This is a genomic window from Bradyrhizobium sp. 17 (genome assembly GCF_023073515.1).
In the GTDB taxonomy this organism is placed as follows: domain Bacteria; phylum Pseudomonadota; class Alphaproteobacteria; order Rhizobiales; family Xanthobacteraceae; genus Bradyrhizobium; species Bradyrhizobium canariense_D.
The window spans coordinates 43,985-63,294 of sequence record NZ_JADPJQ010000012.1; the positions used below are offsets into that span (position 1 = coordinate 43,985).

At 65.3% G+C, this 19,310-nt stretch carries 16 protein-coding genes; 6 read left to right on the forward strand and 10 right to left on the reverse strand.

Going from position 1 to position 19,310, the window contains the following annotated elements:
* Nucleotides 1-53 precede the first annotated feature (53 nt).
* Together IVB13_RS01405 and pcsA are read right to left on the reverse strand one after the other, a co-directional pair.
* Nucleotides 54-788 carry a TerC family protein gene (locus IVB13_RS01405; protein WP_018457923.1) on the reverse strand — a complete coding sequence of 245 codons (735 nt, stop codon included), beginning with the start codon at nucleotides 786-788 and terminating at the stop codon, nucleotides 54-56.
* Nucleotides 785-1,552, reverse strand: coding sequence for a phosphatidylcholine synthase (gene pcsA, locus IVB13_RS01410; RefSeq protein ID WP_085353096.1), 768 nt, complete (start codon nucleotides 1,550-1,552; stop codon nucleotides 785-787). The genes IVB13_RS01405 and pcsA overlap by 4 nt, the downstream gene beginning before the upstream one ends.
* Before the next feature lie 87 nt (nucleotides 1,553-1,639).
* Here pcsA and IVB13_RS01415 point away from each other — a divergent pair, with 87 nt between their 5' ends.
* Complete coding sequence (locus tag IVB13_RS01415) at nucleotides 1,640-2,824, forward strand: UbiH/UbiF family hydroxylase (RefSeq protein ID WP_018457925.1); 1,185 nt, start codon at nucleotides 1,640-1,642, stop codon at nucleotides 2,822-2,824.
* 7 nt (nucleotides 2,825-2,831) lie between these two features.
* Here the strand turns inward: IVB13_RS01415 and IVB13_RS01420 are convergent, their stop codons facing one another.
* Nucleotides 2,832-3,785, reverse strand: a complete 954-nt coding sequence (locus IVB13_RS01420; RefSeq protein WP_247487455.1) for an AEC family transporter — start codon at nucleotides 3,783-3,785, stop codon at nucleotides 2,832-2,834.
* A 106-nt stretch (nucleotides 3,786-3,891) separates the two neighbouring features.
* On the opposite strand from IVB13_RS01420, the gene hspQ reads away from it, so the two are divergent.
* On the forward strand, nucleotides 3,892-4,221 hold the full coding sequence (gene hspQ, locus IVB13_RS01425) for a heat shock protein HspQ (RefSeq protein ID WP_018457927.1): 330 nt from the start codon (nucleotides 3,892-3,894) through the stop codon (nucleotides 4,219-4,221).
* Between the two features lie 77 nt (nucleotides 4,222-4,298).
* On the opposite strand, the gene IVB13_RS01430 is transcribed toward hspQ, so the two are convergent.
* Nucleotides 4,299-5,123, reverse strand: a complete 825-nt coding sequence (locus tag IVB13_RS01430) for an invasion associated locus B family protein (protein ID WP_018457928.1) — start codon at nucleotides 5,121-5,123, stop codon at nucleotides 4,299-4,301.
* A gap of 260 nt (nucleotides 5,124-5,383) precedes the next feature.
* Between IVB13_RS01430 and IVB13_RS01435 the strand changes: the two genes are divergently transcribed.
* From IVB13_RS01435 to IVB13_RS01445, 3 genes are all read left to right on the forward strand, one after another.
* The gene (locus tag IVB13_RS01435) at nucleotides 5,384-7,252 is read left to right on the forward strand and encodes an extracellular solute-binding protein (RefSeq protein ID WP_018457929.1); all 1,869 of its coding nucleotides are present in this window, start codon (nucleotides 5,384-5,386) and stop codon (nucleotides 7,250-7,252) included.
* Nucleotides 7,253-7,256: 4 nt separating this feature from the next.
* Complete coding sequence (locus tag IVB13_RS01440) at nucleotides 7,257-8,762, forward strand: AMP-binding protein (RefSeq protein WP_247487458.1); 1,506 nt, start codon at nucleotides 7,257-7,259, stop codon at nucleotides 8,760-8,762.
* A gap of 85 nt (nucleotides 8,763-8,847) precedes the next feature.
* On the forward strand, nucleotides 8,848-10,074 hold the full coding sequence (locus IVB13_RS01445) for a hypothetical protein (RefSeq protein ID WP_018457931.1): 1,227 nt from the start codon (nucleotides 8,848-8,850) through the stop codon (nucleotides 10,072-10,074).
* A 202-nt stretch (nucleotides 10,075-10,276) separates the two neighbouring features.
* On the opposite strand, the gene IVB13_RS01450 is transcribed toward IVB13_RS01445, so the two are convergent.
* The 3 genes from IVB13_RS01450 to IVB13_RS01460 form a co-directional block, all read right to left on the reverse strand.
* On the reverse strand, nucleotides 10,277-10,486 hold the full coding sequence (locus IVB13_RS01450; protein WP_018457932.1) for a cold-shock protein: 210 nt from the start codon (nucleotides 10,484-10,486) through the stop codon (nucleotides 10,277-10,279).
* A 237-nt stretch (nucleotides 10,487-10,723) separates the two neighbouring features.
* Nucleotides 10,724-14,242 (reverse strand): transcription-repair coupling factor, encoded by a 3,519-nt coding sequence (gene mfd / locus IVB13_RS01455; RefSeq protein ID WP_247395471.1) that lies wholly within the window; start codon nucleotides 14,240-14,242, stop codon nucleotides 10,724-10,726.
* Nucleotides 14,239-14,529, reverse strand: coding sequence for a succinate dehydrogenase assembly factor 2 (locus IVB13_RS01460; RefSeq protein ID WP_018457934.1), 291 nt, complete (start codon nucleotides 14,527-14,529; stop codon nucleotides 14,239-14,241). The genes mfd and IVB13_RS01460 overlap by 4 nt, the downstream gene beginning before the upstream one ends.
* A gap of 182 nt (nucleotides 14,530-14,711) precedes the next feature.
* Here IVB13_RS01460 and recG point away from each other — a divergent pair, with 182 nt between their 5' ends.
* Nucleotides 14,712-16,820, forward strand: coding sequence for an ATP-dependent DNA helicase RecG (gene recG, locus IVB13_RS01465; protein ID WP_247487459.1), 2,109 nt, complete (start codon nucleotides 14,712-14,714; stop codon nucleotides 16,818-16,820).
* Here recG and panE read toward each other — a convergent pair.
* The 3 genes from panE to IVB13_RS01480 form a co-directional block, all read right to left on the reverse strand.
* Entirely contained in the window at nucleotides 16,817-17,746 is a 930-nt protein-coding gene (panE, locus tag IVB13_RS01470) for a 2-dehydropantoate 2-reductase (RefSeq protein WP_247487461.1), read from the reverse strand. The two genes, recG and panE, sit on opposite strands and share 4 nt — an antisense overlap.
* Nucleotides 17,747-17,812: 66 nt before the next feature.
* On the reverse strand, nucleotides 17,813-18,643 hold the full coding sequence (locus tag IVB13_RS01475; RefSeq protein ID WP_026233463.1) for a helix-turn-helix transcriptional regulator: 831 nt from the start codon (nucleotides 18,641-18,643) through the stop codon (nucleotides 17,813-17,815).
* 106 nt (nucleotides 18,644-18,749) lie between these two features.
* Nucleotides 18,750-19,139, reverse strand: coding sequence for a hypothetical protein (locus IVB13_RS01480; protein WP_018457938.1), 390 nt, complete (start codon nucleotides 19,137-19,139; stop codon nucleotides 18,750-18,752).
* Between the last annotated feature and the right edge of the window lie 171 nt (nucleotides 19,140-19,310).

The following is a 19,310-nucleotide window of genomic DNA, read 5'->3' on the forward strand; positions in this document are numbered from 1 at the left end:
GGCCAGCGAAAGACATCGCGCCCGCCTTGTCAACTCGACGCGGGCTGGAACGCCTAGACCGACGGCTTGCCGGTCTTCCTGCGGTTGCGTTTCGCTAACACGTTGAAAAACTCGACCGCTGCCGAGAACGCAATCGCGAAATAGATGTAGCCGCGCGGGATGTGGAATTGGAATCCGTCCGCAACCAGCGCGACGCCGATCAGCACCAGGAAGGCCAGAGCCAGCATTTTCGTGGTCGGATGCTCCGCGACGAACCGCGACACCGGTCCGGCCGAAATGTACATGATGAGACAGGCGATCACGACGGCCGCGATCATGATTTCGAGGTCCTGCGCCATGCCGATCGCCGTGATGATCGAGTCCAGCGAGAACACGATGTCGATGATCACGATCTGGACGATGACCCAGAAGAAAGCGTTACGAGGTGACTTCTCGCCGCCCTCGCCGTCATCGGCTTCGACCTCGCCATGAATCTCGTGCGTCGCCTTCGCAATCAGGAACAGACCGCCGCCGATCAGGATGAGGTCGCGCCAGGAGAAGCCGTAACCGGAAAACGAAAACACCGGCGCGGTCAGGCCGATCAGCCAGACCAGGAGGCTGAGCAGGATGATGCGGAAGATCAGCGCCAGCGCGAGCCCGATCTGGCGGGCGCGGTGCGCCTGCTTCTCGGGAATGCGCGAGACGATCACCGACAGGAAGATGACGTTGTCGATGCCGAGCACGATCTCGAGCGCGGTCAAGGTGAGGAGCGCGGCCCAGGCTTCGGGGCTGGTCAACAGGTGCATCATGCGAAGGATCTTGTCAGCCGGATCAATGCGTCGCTGAAGCTGATCCAGAGCGCGATCGCGCAGAGCGCGACAGTCACACCGGTGCCGACGCGAAAGTCCATCTGCAGCGTGTAGAAGGAGAGCAGAGCCCAGATGGCGATCAGCGACATCGTCAGCCAGCGCAGCCGCACGACGCGCACCGGATGCAGCACGTGGAACGGCACGAAGGTCAGCACCACCAGGGCCGCTACTAGCAGCGTCGAGAGCAGCGGCGGCCAGTGCAGCAGAAACAGATAGAACGCCGCCGCATTCCACAGCGCCGGAAAACCGCGGAAATGATTGTCGTCCGCTTTCATGCGCAGATCGGCGAAATATAATGCGCTGGTGACGATGATGGCGACGCCGAGCAGGGGAGCGGCGACCGGCAGCAGCAAGCCGCTGGCCACGATCGCATAGGCCGGCACGAAGACGTAAGTGACGAAATCGACCACGAGGTCGAGCACGTCGCCCGACCAGTTCGGCTGCACGTCCTTGACGTTGAGCCGGCGCGCGATCGGCCCATCGATCGCGTCGATGATGAGGGCGACGCCCAGCCATTGAAACATCGCCGCCCAGTGCTCACGCACGGCCTCAAGCATCGCCAGCAGCGCGATCGCCGCACCGAACGCGGTGAAGATGTGCACCGAGAAGGCAGCGGCGCGGATCGCGGGCCTGGGCTTCAGGGAATCCTCTTGGCTGTCCATGACTTCTGCTATCAGAATGACACCGGTTTGCACATAAGCCATTGCGGCGCCTGGTCGCACAATTCGTCATAAAATCAGGGAAATATGAGTGGGCTTGAATTTGCCGCGGGGCATGTCCAATGTCGTTCCATGACAGATGCATCGACACTCTTTGACGCGGCCGTGATCGGCGGCGGACCGGCGGGACTGAGCGCCGCCATCGCATTGGCGCAGGCGGGCGCACGGACCGCGCTGGTGGCGCGTCGCATGCCTTATGCCGACAATCGAACCACGGCGCTACTCGGTGCCTCCGTCGATCTGCTGGAGAGCCTCGACGTCTGGCCGCGCTGCAAGGACAAGGCGGCCGCGCTCGAAATCATGCGGCTCGTCGACGACACCGGCCGGCTGTTTCGTGCGCCGGAGGTCCGGTTCTCCTGCCACGAAATCGGCCTCGATGCCTTCGGCTACAACATCGACAACCGCTCGCTGATGCTGGCGCTGGAAGCGCGCGCGGCCGAACTGCCCGATGTCGTCCGTTTCGACGACGAGGCCGAAACTGTCGTCATCGAAGCCGATGACGTCGCGATCCGCACGGCCGCTGCGCAATTTCTCTCGGCCCGCCTCGTGGTCGGGGCCGACGGCCGGCATTCGCTGTGCCGCGAAGCCTCCGGCATCGCGGTGACGCGGCGCGAGCTGACCCAGACGGCACTGACTTTCAACGTCGGGCACGCGCGGCCCCACCGCAACGTCTCGACCGAGTTCCACACCCCGCATGGTCCTTGCGTGTTCGTGCCCCTGCCCGGCGATCGTTCCAGCGTCGTCTGGGTCTCGGCGCCTGCGGACGCCGAGCGGCTTCGCGGCCTGAGCGATGAGGAATTGTCCGCCGCGATCGAGAAGCAGTCGCATTCGATCCTCGGGCGCATGACGGTGGAGCCGGGCCGCCATCTGTTCCCGCTGGCGATCGAACGTCCCAAATCCTTCGGCGGCGACCGCATTGCGCTGGTCGGCGAAGCCGCCCATGTGGTTCCCCCGATCGGCGCCCAGGGTCTCAATCTCGGCCTCCGCGATGCCGCCGACATTGCGAGGCTTGCAGGCGAGGCCATCGCATCAGGCCAAGATCCCGGCGCAGCAGACGTGCTCAAGCGTTATGACCGGGCGCGGCGTCCGGACATCCTGAGCCGGACCTTTGCGATCGACATCGCCAACCGCTCGCTGCTCAATGATTTCCTGCCACTCCAGCCCGTCCGCGCGGTCGGCATGCACCTGCTCGGCGCGATCGGCCCGCTCCGGCGTTTTGCGATGCGCGAGGGGCTCACGCCGACTTGGCGGAAGTAACCGCCGCTCAAGGAAACGCCAGCCGGCCAGTCTGGATCGCCCACATCACGCTGGTCAGCGTGACCACGGACGCAAACGTCCCGAGCAGCACCGCGACGGAGGCAGACTCGATCCAGGCGTCGTTCTGCCGGGCGATGACGAACACGTTTAGCGCCGGCGGCAGCGAGGCCATCAGCACGGCGGTCGCGGCCCAGGGCTGCGCAAACGGGCCGAGCGCCAGCATCAGGCCGAAAGCTGCAAGCGGATGGACCAGGAGCTTGATCGCGATCACGCCCGGCACTTCCCACGGGACCCGATCGAACGGGCGGAGCGCCACGGTCACGCCGAGCACGAACAGCGCGGTCGGAGCGGCTGCGTTCTGGAGGAAGGTGATGGTGCGATCGAGTGCGACGGGCATCTCGATATGCAGCGATGCGAAGGCCGCGCCAAAGCAGGCCGACATGATCAGCGGGTTGAGCACGATCTGCTTCAGCACGACGCCGAAGGCATGCACGATCGAGGGATGATCGCGGTCGGAGAGCTCGATCAGCAACGGCACGATCGTGAACAGGAAGATGCTGTCGCAGCAGAAGATCAGCGCAGTCGGCGCGGAGGCCTTCGGCCCGAGCACGGCGAGCGCCAGCCCCGGTCCCATGTAGCCGATATTGCCGTAGCTGCCGGAGAGCCCGGCGAGCGTCGCCTCGCGCAGCGTCAGCCCGCCCAAAACCTTGCCGACGACCAGCGCGAGTGTGAACGCCGCAACGGTCGACAGGGTGGTCGCGACCAGGAACGGCGGGTTGTTCAATTCCGAAAACGGCGTCTTCGACATGATCGCAAACAGCAGCGCCGGCAGCGACACATAGAGCAGGAAGAAGTTCATCCAGGCGAGGCCCGATTCCGGCAGGGATTTGACCTTGCCACAGGCGAATCCAACGAAGATCAAGCCGAAATATGGTAGAGCCAGATTGAGGATATCGACCATTGATGAAGTGTTTTCTGAAGATTGGGGGCCTATCTGCCCCGCAACCGCGGGTTAATTCCAGATCAGGGCACTAGCATCGGCCACAATCCTGGTCTATCGACGGGGAATGATTAAAGCGCGGACCGCCAAATTCCAGATCGGACAGGTCGTGCGCCACCGGATCTTCTCGTTCCGGGGCGTGATCTTCGACATCGATCCGGAATTCAACAACACCGAAGAGTGGTGGCTGTCGATCCCCGAGGAGGTGCGGCCCCACAAGGACCAGCCGTTCTATCACCTGCTCGCGGAGAACTCGGAGTCGGAATACGTCGCCTATGTCTCCGAGCAGAATCTCGTGCCGGACGATTCCGGCGAGCCGGTCCGGCATTCCCAGGTCGCCGAGATCTTCGTCAAGGACAAGACCGGCTATCGCCCGCGCAATCCTTCGCTGAACTGAGTTTCGAAGCCATCAACTGGCCAGCAAAAAAGGCGCTCGAACCGAGCGCCTTTTTCATGTGCGGGATTGATCCCTGATTACTTCTGTCCGGCCGGAGCGGCGCCAGGCGCTTGCTGCTGCTTCTTCTGCAGCTCTTCAGCCTTCTTCTGGAGCTCTTCCTGCAGCTTCCTCTGGGTTTCCTCGAACACCTTCGGATCGGTCGGCGGGCCGTCATAGGCCTTCTGGAATTCGCCGGCGAGCGGCAGCGGCAGCGTCAGCGGTGCGCCGTTGGCATTGATCGCCTGAACAACCAGGTTCTGGCCCTTCTTCATGTTGTTGATGAACTCGGGCGTGGCTTCGTAGTCGGACATGCAGCCGTTCTGGAAGCAGATCACATACGGGCTCTGCAACGGCGGATTGTTGTCCACGATGATGCGGGTGCCGTGCACCAACTGCATGCCGAGCGGCAGCGTCACGCGCAGGATCTTTTTCGGCTCGCCTTCTGGCTCGATGATGACGGCCGCGATGACCGGCTGGCCCGACTCGATACGGCCGTCCTTGCCGGTGAAGCAGACCTGCTTGGCATTGGCGTCCTGGCCCTTGAGGCAGAACTTGGTCCAGGGGGCGTAGATCAGCTGGATTTGCTGATCGGCCGGCTGGGCCGCGCCCTGCTGCGCTGGAGCGCCCTGCGCCGGAGCGCCCTGGGCGGGTGCCGGCTGGGCCGGTGCCTGAGCGGCCGGCGCCGGAGCCTTGGGGGCAGCCTTCGGAGCGGCCTTCGGGGTCGCCTTGGGCGCGGGCGTGCCCGGAGCTGGCGCGGGAGCCTGGGCCTCGGCGGCAAACGGGACGGCCAACGCCGTCGCCGTCAACAAGGCGAGAAGTCGCCCGCGCGGCCGGACGGACGCGGCCAAGTAACGGAAATTCATTGCGGAAAACCCTTTCTGAACGGGAAGTGCCCGAACCGCTTCGACGCACCGAGCCTGGCCGCGTTGGGCGCGGCTCTCTCCCCGTCAAATGAGGCAGATAAGTGACGGGCTCGGCGCTCTTGCGCGATTGCGTGCCTTCTTAACGTGGCCGACGAAAAGATCAATGCCGACAAGCGCCTTTGACCGCGCGTCGGCGTGCGCCCCCGGGAAAATCCCTGTGATAGGATTCAGGCCTGCGGTCCTCGAATCAACGTGTCCACATGTTCATGTTCCAGCGCCTTCTCGAGGGCCGTCCTGAAGGTCTTTGCGTCCGCCTCTGTGTCCTGGCTTTCGCCTTGGGGCTCCCGTTTTCCTTGGGGCTTCCGGCCAGCGGCGCAGAGGCCGAGGAAGCCCACGCCATCGCCATGCACGGCAAGCCGGCGATGCCTGCCGGTTTCACCCACATCCCTTACGTCAACCCTGACGCCCCCAAGGGCGGCCGGCTGACCTGGGGCGTTCTCGGCACCTTCGACAGCCTCAATCCCTTCATCGTCAAGGGACTGGCCGTGCAGCCGGTCCGGAACTACGTGGTCGAGAGCCTGCTCGCGCGCGGCAATGACGAGCCGTTCACGCTCTACGGACTGCTCGCCAGATCGGTCGAGACCGATGACGAGCGCAGCTTTGTCACGTTCCACATCGATCCCCGCGCGCGCTTCTCCGACGGCAAGCCGGTCCGCGCCGAGGACGTGCTGTTCTCCTGGCAGTTGCTGCGCGACCACGGCCGCCCCAACCACCGGCAATATTACGGCAAGGTGGCAAGGGCCGAGGCGCCGGATCCCCTCACCGTCCGCTTCGACCTTGCGGGAGCCAATGACCGCGAACTGCCGCTGATCCTCGGCCTGATGCCGATCCTGCCGAAACATGCGGTCGACGTCGCGGCTTTCGAGGAGACGACGCTGTCGGGCCCGGTCGGCTCCGGCCCGTATCGCGTCACCGCCGTGAGGCCCGGTGCCAGCGTGACGCTCACCCGCAATCCCGACTATTGGGGCCGTGACCTCGCCATCAATCGCGGGCTCTACAATTTCGAGGAGATCAGGCTCGACTATTTTCGCGAAGCCAACGGCCAGTTCGAAGCTTTCAAGCGCGGCCTCTATGATTTCCGCATCGAGCACGAGCCGCTGCGCTGGCACGACGGCTACGACTTTCCCGCGGCGAAGAATGGCGACGTGATCCGCGACACCTTCAAGCCGGGCGTGCCGCAACCTTCCGAATTTCTGGTGTTCAACACGAGGCGTCCCATATTCGCCGACATCCGCGTGCGCCAGGCCTTGACGCTGCTGTTCGATTTCGAGCTGGTGAACCGCAACTACTTCTTCAACCTCTACTCGCGCGTCGCCGGCTATTTTGCCGGCTCGGACCTCTCAGCGTATGGCAAGCCTGCGGATGCGCGCGAGCGCGAGTTGCTCAAGCCGTTCGCCGCGCAGATCCCGCCTGACATAATGGACGGCAGCTACCGCCTGCCGGTGACCGACGGTTCGGGCCGCGACCGGACCACGCTGCGCGCGGCGCTGAAGCTGTTGTCGGAGGCCGGCTACGATCTCGACGGCACCGTGCTGCGCAACCGTGCGACCAAGGCGCCCTTCACCTTCGAGATCCTGGTCACGACCCGCGACCAGGAACGCGTCGCGCTTGCCTTTCAGCGCGACCTCAGGCGCGCCGGCATCGAGCCCAGCGTGCGATCGGTCGATCCCGTGCAGTTCGACCAGCGCCGGCTCGCCTACGAATTCGACATGATCCAGAACCGCTGGGACCAGTCCCTGTCGCCCGGCAACGAGCAATATTTCTACTGGGGGAGCGCTGCCGCCGACAGTCCGGGCACCCGCAACTACATGGGGGCCCGGGATCCCGCGGTCGATGCGATGATCGCCGCACTGCTGGAAGCCCGTGAACACACGGATTTCGTATCCGCGGTGCGGGCGCTCGACCGCGCTTTGATCTCCGGTTTCTATACAATCCCCCTGTTTAACTTATCCGAGCAATGGATCGCGCGCTGGAATCGGATAGAACGGCCAGAGGCCACCTCGCTGTCCGGCTATTTGCCGGAGACCTGGTGGTCGAAGGGGCAGCCGCAAGCTCATCAAGCAAAGTGACGCCGTGAACCAGCCAGCCGTATCGCCGACGCTCGACACACTGTTTCAGCGCACGCTGATGCGGCAGCCGCACGCGACCGCTCTGCTCGACCCCCTGAACAAGTTCCGCGTGACCGGGCACGAGCCGCGGCGGATGAGCTATGCCGAGGCTGACACCGCCATCGAGGCGCTGTCCGCCTTTTTCGTCGAATCAGGCCTGCCGGCCAATTCCGTCATCGCCATCCAACTGCCGAATACGGTCGAGTTCGTGCTCACCGTTCTCGCCGCCCATCGCGCCGGTCTTGTCGTCGCCGTGCTGCCGCTGCTCTGGCGCCATGCCGAACTGACCGCCGCTCTCAATCGTACCGCGGCGCGCGCCATCGTCACCATGAGCACGGTCGACGGCGTCAGCTATGCCGATCTCGCCATGCACGCGGCCGCGGAAGCCTTCTCGATTCGCCATGTCTGCGGCTTCGGCACCAACCTGCCCGAAGGCATGGCCTCGCTCGACGACGTGCAGGCCCGTCCGCCCGGCACAGCGCGCGCCGTGATTCAGGATGGCCGCAAGGCGGCGATGATCTCCTTCGACGTCACCGCGGAAGGCTTTCGTCCGGTGCCGCGGCCGCATTTCAGCCTGATCGCCGGGGGGCTCGCGATGTCGCTGGAAGCCGACATCAGGCAAGGCGCAACCGTGATGGCGGCGTTCACGCCGATGTCGTTCGCAGGGCTCGCCTCCTCGCTCGCGGTGTGGCTGCTGTGCGGCGGCACGCTGGCGCTGCATCACCCCTTGGAGAACGACGTGCTGGAGCAGCAGATCAATGCGCACGAATGCGACGTGCTGATCGCACCGGCACAGTTCGCCCAGCGGCTCGGCGATTCCGAGCTGGCGGCGCGGATGCCGAGCTTGCGCAACGTCATCGGCCTGTGGCGCGCCCCCGAGCAGGTGTCGGCGAGCGAGGCATGGATTGCGCCGCATGCGCCTTTCACGGACGTCTATCTGTTCGGCGAGGCCGGATTGTTCGGCGCCCGGCGTGGCGAGGACGGCATGCCGGTGCCGGTGATGCCGGGACCGCACGGCGCGCCGCGCGAGCAGTCGGGTTCGTCGATCGCCGGCGAGATTCTGCTGACGCCGAAGGGCACGCTCGGGCTGCGCGGCCCTATGGTGCCGATCGCGGCCTACGCCCCGCCGCCGCCGCCGGTCGGCGACACCCTGATCGCGCAACCGCCACGCGACTATGTCGATACCGGCTATGCCGCGCGGCTCGATCGTCCGAGCGGCGCGATCTGCATCACCGCGCCGCCCTCCGGGATCATGGCCGTCGGCGGCTACCGCTTCCTCTCCAACGACCTGCAGGAATGGGCGCGCCGGCTCGGCCAGGGCGCCCTGCTGACCGCGCTGCCTGACCGGCTCTCCGGTCACCGGCTCGCGGGCCGCGCCCAGGACAATGCCCGCGCCCGCGAGGCGCTCAGCGAACTCGGGCTTAACCCCCTGATGGTCGAAGCTTTTCGCGACCGCTCCGGGCCGGTCTAAGCGTAGTTTCGACCGTTCCATTGACGCTGCATTAAGGCGGCCGGACTAGATTGCGCGGCACCTGTCGCGTGATCAGAGTCTCTCGATGTCCCAGGCCGGCCCGATCCTGTTTGTGTCCAATGGCGAGCGGCCGGCCTTCATTGCGGCGCTGGACGAGGCGCGCTTCTTTCCCGTGATCGACACCGGCTGGGCCGGCGCGGTGCGCGCGGTCGAAGAGGTGCAGCCGGCCGTGGTTCTCGCCGCGATGCATGCCGGGCACGAGCCGCATCTGGCGCCGCTCGCCAGCAAGATTGCGGAGCAATCCCCTTACCTTCCCTTCGTGGCATTGGATGCGGCGGGCGCGCTCCCGCACAACGTCCTGCCCTTCTCTTCCTCGCGCGCCGGCCATTCCGAACGCCTGATCGCGCGGCTTCGCGCCGCTCTACGGATTCGTACCCTTCACGCCACGGTGCTGCGCCGGCTGCCCGAGGTCAAAGTCGCGCTGCCGGAGGCTGATCCCGTTCGCGATGCCACGGTGCTTCTGATCGGCCGCGGCGCGGCTTACCCCGCGCTTTCCGTCGCGCTCGGCGAGCGCGTCGGCGTCATCGGGGCGCTCTCGATCGAGGCAGCGGCCAAGCATCTCAACACCCGCGACCTCGACGGCGTCGTGCTCGCCGAAGGTTTTACCCCCCGCGTGACCGATGCCTTTCTCACGGTGCTCGCCGAGGACACCCGCTTCCGCAGCCTGCCCGTGGTCGTCACTGCGCATCAGTTGACGCAGACTTACGACCTGCCCAATCTCGAACTGATCCCCGGCGAGTCAGCGAAGGTCGCCGCCAACGCGCTGCCCCTGATCCGCCAGCACGCCATGGAAGCCCAGCTGAGCCGTACGCTGCGCTCGATCGATGCCGGCGGCTGGCTCGACCCGCGCAGCGGCCTGCTCACGGCGGAAGCTTTTGCGCGTGATTTTGCCAAGGCGGTCGAGCAGACGCTGGCTCGCGGCGGCGGCCTCTCGGTCGCACGCTTCGCCTTCGATCCCGGCAATTCCCGCGCCCAGCTCGATGCCGCGCGCATTCTCAGCCGGCTGATGCGGCAGATGGATTTTGGCGTGGCGCAGAAGGACGGCTCGGTCGTCGTCGTGTTCGCGGAGACCGACTTCCGCACTGCGCACATGATCGCCCGCCGCCTCTCCGCGGTGATGCGGCACACGTCGAACGGCAAGCACGAGATGCGCAGCGATCCCGTCGTTTCGGTGGATTCGCTGTCGCCCTCGGATACGGCAAGGTCGCTGCTTGGGCGGCTGTCGGCCGAGGCATCGCGGGCGGCGTCGTAATCATCCGCGAGCGCTCGCTGCCGTCGGAGCTCGACTGCTCACATGTGGAAGCTTTACGCGAAACGCACCGTTCGCATTCTCATTCGCGAGGGCCGGCCGCTGGCGCAAAAAACCCGCGGCCGGTAAACGGTCGCGGGTCAAAAAATCAGAAGCTCTGCCAGTACATCCGTGGTCAAAGCAACGTCATTGGGATTGCGACAGCCTATGCGGCGCGCAGATCTTCAGCAGCAGACTTGCCGGTCTTGCGATCTGCAACGATTTCAAAAGAAACCTTCTGCCCTTCGTTGAGGGTATTCATGCCGGCGCGTTCAACGGCGCTGATGTGAACGAAGACATCCTGGCTGCCCTCGTCCGGCTGAATGAATCCGAAGCCCTTTTGGCTGTTAAACCACTTCACAGTTCCCGTCGTCATGGGGATCGTCCTTTAAGATAGATAAACGTTTAGCCGCGCTCAGAAGCGCGGTGGGTGTCGTCGAGATCTGGAGGGAGGGTCGTCAGTCAGGCGCGCTTTTCAGCGGCGAGGCCAAGTCGTTCGGCCGAAACTCGATAGACCGAACCTAGCAACTGTTCGATCATTGCGCAAGTGATCATATGTCGCTGTTCCGAGATCCGAGTGCGGCGCGTCGTTTCGCGCCGCCTCCGGAAACCTCTACGCCGCCTTCTTGCTCTGCGCGAGCTGCGCCAGCTGGCGCATGATCTCGGTGGTGCCGGCCAGACGCTCTTCCGGCGTCTCCCAGTCCTGCAGGAACACCACCTTCATGTCGGGCCGCACCTTCGCGGCCTGGCCGTGGCTGCGGATGAAGCTCACCAGCCGGTCGGGATGGGCGAAGGAATTGTCGCGGAAGGCGATGACGGCGCCCTTCGGACCGGCGTCGATCTTGCCGACATTGGCTTGGCGGCAGAACGCCTTGATCGCGGCGACCTTGAACAAATAGCGCACCTCGTCCGGCAACACGCCGAACCGGTCGCGCATCTCGGCGCCGAAGTTCTCGATCTCCTCCTCGCTGTCGAGGTCGGCGAGCCGGCGGTAGAGTGACAGCCGCACCGAGAGATCGCCGACATAATCCTCCGGAATCAGCACGGGCATGCCGATGGTGATCGTCGGCGACCAGCGGTCGGCCGCGGGCTCGGACACGCCAGCCTTGAGGTTGACGATCGCCTCCTCCAGCATCGATTGATAGAGCTCGAAGCCGACCTCCTTGATATGGCCGGACTGCTGCTCGCCCAGGATATTGCCCGCGCCGCGGATGTCGAGATCGTGCGAGGCGAGCTGGAAACCCGCGCCCAGCGTCTCCAGCGATTGCAGCACGGTGAGCCGGCGCTCGGCCTGCGCCGTGATCTTCTGCTGCGCCGGCAGCGTGAACAGCGCATAGGCCCGCAGCTTGGACCGGCCGACGCGGCCGCGGAGCTGATACAGTTGGGCAAGGCCGAACATGTCGGCGCGATGCACGATCAGCGTGTTGGCGTTGGGGATGTCGAGGCCGGATTCCACGATCGTGGTCGACAGCAGGATATCGAACTTGCCGTCGTAGAACGCCGTCATGATATCCTCGATCACGGCGGGCGGCATCTGCCCGTGCGCAACCGCAACCTTCATCTCCGGCACGTTCTTGTCGAGGAAATCCCTGACCTCGGCGAGGTCGTCGATGCGCGGCACCACGTAGAACGCCTGGCCGCCGCGATAGCGCTCGCGCAGCAGCGCCTCGCGGATCATCAAGGGGTCGTGCGGGGCGACGAAGGTGCGGACCGCGAGGCGGTCGACCGGGGGCGATGCGATGATCGAGAGCTCGCGCACGCCGGTGAGCGCCAATTGAAGTGTGCGTGGAATCGGCGTGGCCGACAGCGTCAGCACGTGCACCTCGGCGCGGAGCTGCTTCAGCCGCTCCTTGTGGGTCACGCCGAAATGCTGCTCCTCGTCGACGATCAGCAGGCCGAGATCCCGGAACTTGATCGACTTGCTGAGCAGCGCATGGGTGCCGACGACGATGTCGACCGAGCCGTCGGCGAGGCCCTTCTTGACCAGATTGAGCTGCTTGGCGGGCACCAGCCGGGAGGCCTGCGCGACCTGGACCGGGAAACCCTTGAAACGGTCGGTGAACGTCTTGTGATGCTGACGGGCGAGCAGCGTGGTCGGCACCACGACCGCGACCTGCTTGCCTTCGAGCGCCACCGCGAAGGCGGCGCGCAGCGCCACCTCGGTCTTGCCGAAGCCGACGTCGCCGCAGATCAGCCGGTCCATGGGACGGCCGAGCTCGAGGTCCTTCAGCGTGGACTCGATCGCACCAAGCTGATCCTCGGTCTCGTCATAGGGGAAGCGCGCGCAGAACTCGTCGTAGAGGCCCGGCTGCACCGGCAGCTTCGGCGCCTCATGGAGGTGGCGCTCGGCGGCGATCTTGATCAGCTCGCCCGCGATCTCACGGATGCGGTTCTTGAGTTTGGCCTTGCGCGTCTGCCAGCCCGAACCGCCGAGACGATCAAGTTCGACCGTGGTCTGGTCGGAGCCATAGCGCGACAGCAGCTCGATGTTCTCGACCGGCAGGAACAGCTTGGTCTCGGCGGCATAATGCAGCTCGAGGCAGTCATGGGGCGCGCCGGCGACGTCCAGCGTCTGCAGGCCGATGAAGCGGCCGATGCCGTGATCGACATGGACCACGATATCGCCGGCGGCGAGGCTCGTCACCTCCGAGATGAAATTGTCGAGCTTGCGGCTCGCCTTGCGCGGTCGGACCAGGCGATCGCCAAGGATATCCTGCTCGCTGATGACAGCGATCTCGTCGGTCTCGAATCCGCTTTCGAGGCCGAGCACGGCCAGCATGGTCTCGTTGCGCGGGGTCGCCTGCACCGTGCGCCAGCTGTTGACGCTGGTCACGGGGGTGAGCTTGTGATCGCGCAGCATCGAGGTCATGCGGTCGCGCGAGCCCTCCGTCCAGAGCGCGATGACCACCTTCTTGCGGTTTGTCAGTAGCCCATGCACATGTGCGACGACGGCTTCGAAGACATTGATCTTGTTATCGTTGCGCTCCGGGGCGAAGTCTCGTCCCTTGCGCGCGCCGGCATCGACCACGCTGGTACCATCAGCGGGCACCGAAAACTGGGTGAGCCGCACCAACGGCATCCCGCTCTCACGCTTGCCCCACTCCTCCTCGGTCAGGTAGAGCCTGTCAGGCGGCAGCGGCTTGTAGATGGCACCGCCGCCCGGATGCTCCATGGCGTCGCGGCGGGCCTGGTAATAATCGAGGATCTGCTTGAAACGCTCGCGGATGGCGTCCTCGGCCTGCGGCTCGATCGCGACGCAAGCTCCTTGCAGATAGTCGAACAGCGTGTCCATCCGGTCCTGGAACAGCGGCAGCCAATGCTCCATGCCGGGATGGCGGCGGCCCTCGCTGACGGCCTCGTAGAGCGCATCGTCGCGCTCGGGCGCGCCGAACTCAGCGACGTAGCCCATGCGAAAGCGGCGGATGGTCTCGGTGACGAGCTGGAATTCGGAGATCGGCACGAGATCGAGCGCGCGCATGTCGAGCAGCGTGCGCTGGGTCTCGGCATCGAAGGTGCGGATCGATTCCAGGCTGTCGCCGAAGAAATCGAAACGGACGGGCTGGTCCAGGCCGGCCGGAAACAGGTCCAGAATGCCGCCGCGCACCGCGTATTCGCCGGCCTCGCGCACGGTCGAGGAGCGGTTGTAGCCGTTGTGCTCGAGCCAGGCGATGATGGTATCCATCGGCACGACGTTGCCGGGGGCGACCGACAGCGCCTGCGCCGCGACGAGCTCGCGCGCCGGCACGCGCTGTACCACGGCGTTCACCGTGGTCAGCACGATCAGCGGCTTGTCGCTACCGGTCAGTGACGCCAGCCGCGCCAGCGTCGTCAGGCGCTGCGCGAGGACGCCACCATGCGGCGAGACGCGGTCATAGGGCTGGCAGTCCCAGGCCGGGAAGGTCAGCACGGGCAAATCGGGCGCGAAGAATTGCAGAGCACGTTCGAGCTGCTGCATCCGCGGCCCGTCGCGACAGATCACCGCGAGGCTGACAGCCGGCTTCTTCGGCCGCGCCGCGATGGCGCGCGCGAGATCAGAGATGACGAGGCCCTCGGCACCCTCGGCAACATTGGCAAGCGTGAGCGCGCGGCCGGGCGTGAGCAGCTCGGCCGGCGATTTCATCCCCTGCTTCATACGTCGCGGTCCGCGATCGGAAACCCCTTGATGCGCGCAAACAGCGGGCCGATGACGTCGGCGGCAAGCACCTTGTCGCCGGTGATGGCGGCATAGAGGTCGGGATCGGCCTCTTCGAGCAGGGTCTCGAGCTGCGTCAGCTCGTCATCGGACAGATTGCCGATCTCGGCATCCGCGAACCGGCCGAGGATCAGGTCCATCTCGCGCGTGCCGCGGTGCCAGCAGCGGAACAGAAGCCGCTTGCGGCGGTCGTCCAGCCCGTTGCTCGATCGTGTCGTTCCCGTCATGTCTCAATTCCAGTCAAACGCCAAAAGCCCGGACGTGCCGGGCCGGGGTGATATAGCCACTCGGGCGGGCCCTGTCAGCCCTCGATTTGTCATGGCCCGCTGCCCCGCAAGGGCACGAAAAACACGTGGATGCCGGGCATAAAGCCGGGCATGACGAGCGAAAACGGTCCTAGATTCGCCTGATGCGCCCCAGCCTGCTCAACCCGCTGTTTGCCCCCGTGACCAGCCTGCCCGGCGTCGGTCCGAAGCAGAACAAGCTGCTGCAATATCTGCTCAGCCGCAATGAGACGCCGCGGCTGGTCGATCTGTTGCTGCATTTGCCGAGCCAGGTGATCGACCGTCGCGCCCGGCCGAAGATCCGCGACGCCGTGCAGGGAACCATGGTGACGCTGGAGGTCACGGTCGACCGCCACCGCCCGCCCCCGCCGCGCAATGCGCGCGCGCCCTACCTCGTTTACGCCAGCGACGACACCGGCGACGTCGTGCTGACGTTCTTCCGCGCAAAGCCCGGCTATGTCGAGAAGCTGCTGCCGATCGGCGAGAAGCGCTTCGTCTCCGGCACGCTCCAGATGTACGACGCCGTCCCGCAGATCGTGCATCCCGACCGGGTGCTGGACGAGGAGGCGATTTCCAAACTCTCCGGCATCGATCCCGTCTATCCCTTGACCGAGGGCCTTGCACTCGGCTCGCTGCGCCGTGCGGTCGCGCAGGCGCTGCAGAAGCTCCCGGCACTGCCGGAATGGATCAGCCCGGAGGTGCTGCGCCGCTGCGGCTTCCCGCCGATCGCCGAGGCGCTCACCCGCGTGCACCAGCCGGTCGAGCTCACCGACATTCTGCCCGACCAGCCGTTCTGGTCGCGCCTCGCCTTCGACGAACTCCTGGCCGGGCAACTTGCGCTTGCCCTGATCCGCGCCCAATTGCGACGCCCGGCCGGTGTGCGCAACGCCGGCGACGGGCACCTCCGCAACAAAATCATCGATGCCCTGCCCTATGCGCTGACAACCTCCCAGCGCGACGCAGCAGCCGCCATCGCCAATGATCTACAACAGCCGGTGCGCATGTTGCGCCTGCTCCAGGGCGACGTCGGCTCCGGCAAGACCGTGGTCGCGCTGCTGGCCGCCGCTGCCGTCACTGAGGTCGGCAAGCAGGCCGCCTTGATGGCGCCGACCGAAATTCTGGCTCGTCAGCATATCAAGACCATCGCGCCGCTCGCCGAGCGCGCGGGCATGCGGGTCGCGATCCTCACCGGCCGCGAAAAGGGCAAGGAGCGGCGTGACCTGCTGGCACAACTCGAAGCCGGCGAGATCGACCTGCTCGTCGGCACCCATGCGCTGATCCAGGACGACGTGATCTTTAGCGATCTCGCCCTCGCCGTCGTCGACGAGCAGCATCGTTTTGGCGTGCGCGAGCGGCTGGCGCTGACGGCAAAGGGCGAGGCCGTCGACGTGCTGGTGCTGAGCGCCACGCCGATTCCGCGCACGCTGGTGCTGACCTATTTCGGCGACATGGACATCAGCGAGCTCAGGGAGAAGCCGGCCGGCCGCCAGCCGATCGAAACTCGCACCATATCGATGAGCCGCCTCGGCGAGGTCACCGACAGCATCGGCCGCGCGCTCGAATCCGGCAAGCTGGTCTACTGGATCTGCCCGCTGGTCGAGGAATCCGAGGCCGAGGGTACCGAGCACCTGACCAATGCGACCAAGCGCTTCGAAACCCTGCAAAAGCGTTTCGGCGACCGTGTCGGCCTCGTCCACGGCCAGATGAAGGGCACCGAGAAGGACCGCGTCATGGGCCAGTTCGCCGCCCACGAGATCGGTCTGCTGGTCGCGACCACCGTGGTCGAGGTCGGTGTCGACGTGCCGGCGGCGACCATCATGGTGATCGAGAACGCCGAACGCTTTGGCCTCGCCCAGCTTCATCAATTGCGCGGCCGCATCGGGCGCGGCTCGGAGGCCTCGACCTGTCTGCTGCTCTACTCCGAGCCGCTCGGCGAGATGTCGAAAGCACGGCTGAAGGTGATCCGCGAGACCACCGACGGCTTTCGGATCGCCGAGGAAGATCTGAAGCTGCGCGGCGAAGGCGATGTGCTCGGCGTGCGCCAGAGCGGCCTGCCCGGCTACCGCATCGCCCGCTCGGAGGTGCACGGCCAGCTCATCACGCAGGCCCGCGACGAGGCGCTGCGCATCCTGAAGGACGATCCAAAACTCAAGGGCGAGCGCGGCGAGGCACTGCGCTGCCTGCTGTATCTGTATGAGCGGGATGAAGCGATCCCGCTGATCGGAGCGGGTTAGCTGGCCGCTCGTTGCCGCCCAATCTCATAAGCCGCCACATGCGCCCGGGCGAGATCCAGCAGGGGCGTGTCGATGCCGAGTGCACGAGCCCGGTTGGCCATATCGCCGAGGATATGCTCCGCCTCGGTGACCGAGCCGCGCTCGATATCACGCAGCATCGAGGCCTTGAGCGGGGAATCCGGGGTCGTGAACAGCTTCCGGTCAAACTCGATGAAAGGCGCTCGCGGCTCAAAACCCGAGGCCGTGGCGACGGCGCAGCATTCGGCAAACAGGCGGAAGATGGATTGCTCGCCGTTCGGAACGGCCAGAATGTCTCCGATGCTTGCACGCATCAGGCAGGTGATGCCGGCGAGCGTCGAGAGCTGGACGAATTTCTCCCACATGTCCTGCATGATCGCTTCGCTGGCGCGCACGTCGATACCGGGCACGTGCAGCAGCGTCTCCAGGGCGAGCACACGCTCGCTCAACGACCCCCCGACTTCGCCGAAGACGATGGTCTGATTGGCCATGAACTGAACGACGCGACCATCCGCATCGAGCCCGGCACTGACGTTCGCGAGCCCGCCGAGAACCTGAGCGGCGCCGAACCGCGCCGTCAGGGCGTCGACATGTTTCAGCCCGTTGAGGATCGGAAAAATCATCGTGTGGGCGCCAACGGCCGGGGCAAACTGGGCCATCGCATCGTCGAGCGAGTAGGATTTCACCCCGACGAGCACGACGTCGAACGTTTCCTTGAGGTCGTTGGCCAGGATGATCTTCGGCTGCACGGCGAAATCGCCCTGCGGGCTCACGACCTGCAATCCATTCCGCCGCAATTGCTCCGCACGCCCGGCCCGCACCAGAAAGTTCACGTCGCCGCCGGCTCGGACCAGGCGCGCTCCGTAGTAGCCTCCGAGCGCTCCCGCGCCGATCACAAGCACTCTCATTCGAACTCCCATTGCGGAGTGACCGCTTTCGCTGAAACAATAACAGATGAGCCTCGCGACGTCTCCTCAACCGGCGTGCGCGCGCAAGAACCTGCCGTGCTCGGCTTCGGTCCCCTCGTTGGCGGGGAACATGCACTCGAGCCGCAGCTCCTCCGCCGTCACCGTCTGCGGCGTTCCAACCGTCGTGATCAGGGAGAAGTAGTCCAGCGTCACACCGTCCTTGACGAAGGACAACGGGATCATCGGCATCGCATCGGATGCCGACGGCGCACGCCATTCCGGCTTCACCCCGGGGTATTGCGACAGCTCCTCCAGCAACGCCTTCGTCCTGATGTCAACCACGTGTCCGACTGCCTCGCGATACACCCGCGCCAGCAGCCCGCGTGCGGTCTGCGGCCAGTTCGCGATAAAAGGGCGCATGCCCTCCGGATCGAACATAAGATGCAGCAGGTTTCGTGGCGCCGGCCGTGCGGACATGTCGATGAAGCAATTGAACAGAAGCGGCGCGGCCTCATTGGTCATCAGCACGTTCCAGTACCGGTCCATGACGATGGCGGGAAACGGCTCGTGCTGACGCAGCATGCGTTGCAGGGCACGGTTGATGCTCGTCATGCCGGGCGCCTCGAGCGCGGGCTCGGAATAGGACGGCGCATAGCCGGCGGCCAGCAGCAGCTCGTTGCGTTCGCGCAAGGGCACGTCGAGGGCTTGCGCAAGGTCGAGCAGCATCTGGCGGCTCGGAACGCTGCGGCCGCTCTCGACGAAGCTGATGTGCTTCTGCGAGACGCCGGCGTCGAAGGACAGGTCGAGCTGCGTCTTGCCGCGAATGTCCCGCCATTGACGCAGCAGCGCGCCCGCGGAACTGGCGCGCGTCTTGAGGGCACTGGCCGTCGCTTTCATGGCCGACTGATCCTTCCTGTCGATGTGCGGCATCGTCAACGCGCATCGGCGGCGGTACGTCGGCTTGTCCGAGGCACCACCGCCGATGGTAGCAGGTTCGTGGCGATCAACCGAAGGCGACCGGCCCCACGGCACCGACCCAGTGCCGTACCTTGGTGTCGTTCCTCTCGTCCATGTAGAAGAAGTGCGTCATCGTGGGATGAACCGTCTTCATTGAGGGATCATCGGGTGTCATGTCCACGACACCCCGAAACACCTTCAGCGACCCCGCGTCCCAATATTCGGTGATGTGATGGAGCGCGGTGAATCCGGTGTCGATGAAGGCCTTCAGATTGCCGCGGATCGCCTCGCGCCCCTTCCAATCGGCGACGCCGAGGTTGCAAACGGCATCTTCCGTAAAACAGTCGAAGCCTGGTCCGAAGGTCTTGTTGTCGATCTCCCGCCACATGTCGAGCAGCCATTGCGGCGGCTCCTTCTTCGTAAACACGACTTGCATAGCTCTCTCCTCATGCACCGACACACACGCGACAGGAGGCTTGATGGAATGCTTCCTGTCGGGTGAATGACCGGGACAGTAGCCAGGCTGCAGATGGGCTCAATTACATGCCAGGTAATAAGGCGCGTTCGGAGGCCTCCTCTTTCCCTTCGCCCGACTTTATGGAACCCT

Excerpts from the sequence above, each read along its gene's own strand:
- IVB13_RS01460 (WP_018457934.1), bottom strand. The coding sequence starts at position 14,529 with ATGACGGGAACGACACGATCGAGCAACGGGCTGGACGACCGCCGCAAG.
- recG (WP_247487459.1), top strand. The coding sequence starts at position 14,712 with ATGCGCCCCAGCCTGCTCAACCCGCTGTTTGCCCCCGTGACCAGCCTG.
- IVB13_RS01480 (WP_018457938.1), bottom strand. The coding sequence starts at position 19,139 with ATGCAAGTCGTGTTTACGAAGAAGGAGCCGCCGCAATGGCTGCTCGAC.
- hspQ (WP_018457927.1), top strand. The coding sequence starts at position 3,892 with ATGATTAAAGCGCGGACCGCCAAATTCCAGATCGGACAGGTCGTGCGC.
- IVB13_RS01475 (WP_026233463.1), bottom strand. The coding sequence starts at position 18,643 with ATGAAAGCGACGGCCAGTGCCCTCAAGACGCGCGCCAGTTCCGCGGGC.
- IVB13_RS01435 (WP_018457929.1), top strand. The coding sequence starts at position 5,384 with ATGTTCATGTTCCAGCGCCTTCTCGAGGGCCGTCCTGAAGGTCTTTGC.
- IVB13_RS01405 (WP_018457923.1), bottom strand. The coding sequence starts at position 788 with ATGATGCACCTGTTGACCAGCCCCGAAGCCTGGGCCGCGCTCCTCACC.
- mfd (WP_247395471.1), bottom strand. The coding sequence starts at position 14,242 with ATGAAGCAGGGGATGAAATCGCCGGCCGAGCTGCTCACGCCCGGCCGC.
- panE (WP_247487461.1), bottom strand. The coding sequence starts at position 17,746 with ATGAGAGTGCTTGTGATCGGCGCGGGAGCGCTCGGAGGCTACTACGGA.
- IVB13_RS01420 (WP_247487455.1), bottom strand. The coding sequence starts at position 3,785 with ATGGTCGATATCCTCAATCTGGCTCTACCATATTTCGGCTTGATCTTC.
- pcsA (WP_085353096.1), bottom strand. The coding sequence starts at position 1,552 with ATGGCTTATGTGCAAACCGGTGTCATTCTGATAGCAGAAGTCATGGAC.
- IVB13_RS01415 (WP_018457925.1), top strand. The coding sequence starts at position 1,640 with ATGACAGATGCATCGACACTCTTTGACGCGGCCGTGATCGGCGGCGGA.
- IVB13_RS01445 (WP_018457931.1), top strand. The coding sequence starts at position 8,848 with ATGTCCCAGGCCGGCCCGATCCTGTTTGTGTCCAATGGCGAGCGGCCG.
- IVB13_RS01430 (WP_018457928.1), bottom strand. The coding sequence starts at position 5,123 with ATGAATTTCCGTTACTTGGCCGCGTCCGTCCGGCCGCGCGGGCGACTT.
- IVB13_RS01450 (WP_018457932.1), bottom strand. The coding sequence starts at position 10,486 with ATGACGACGGGAACTGTGAAGTGGTTTAACAGCCAAAAGGGCTTCGGA.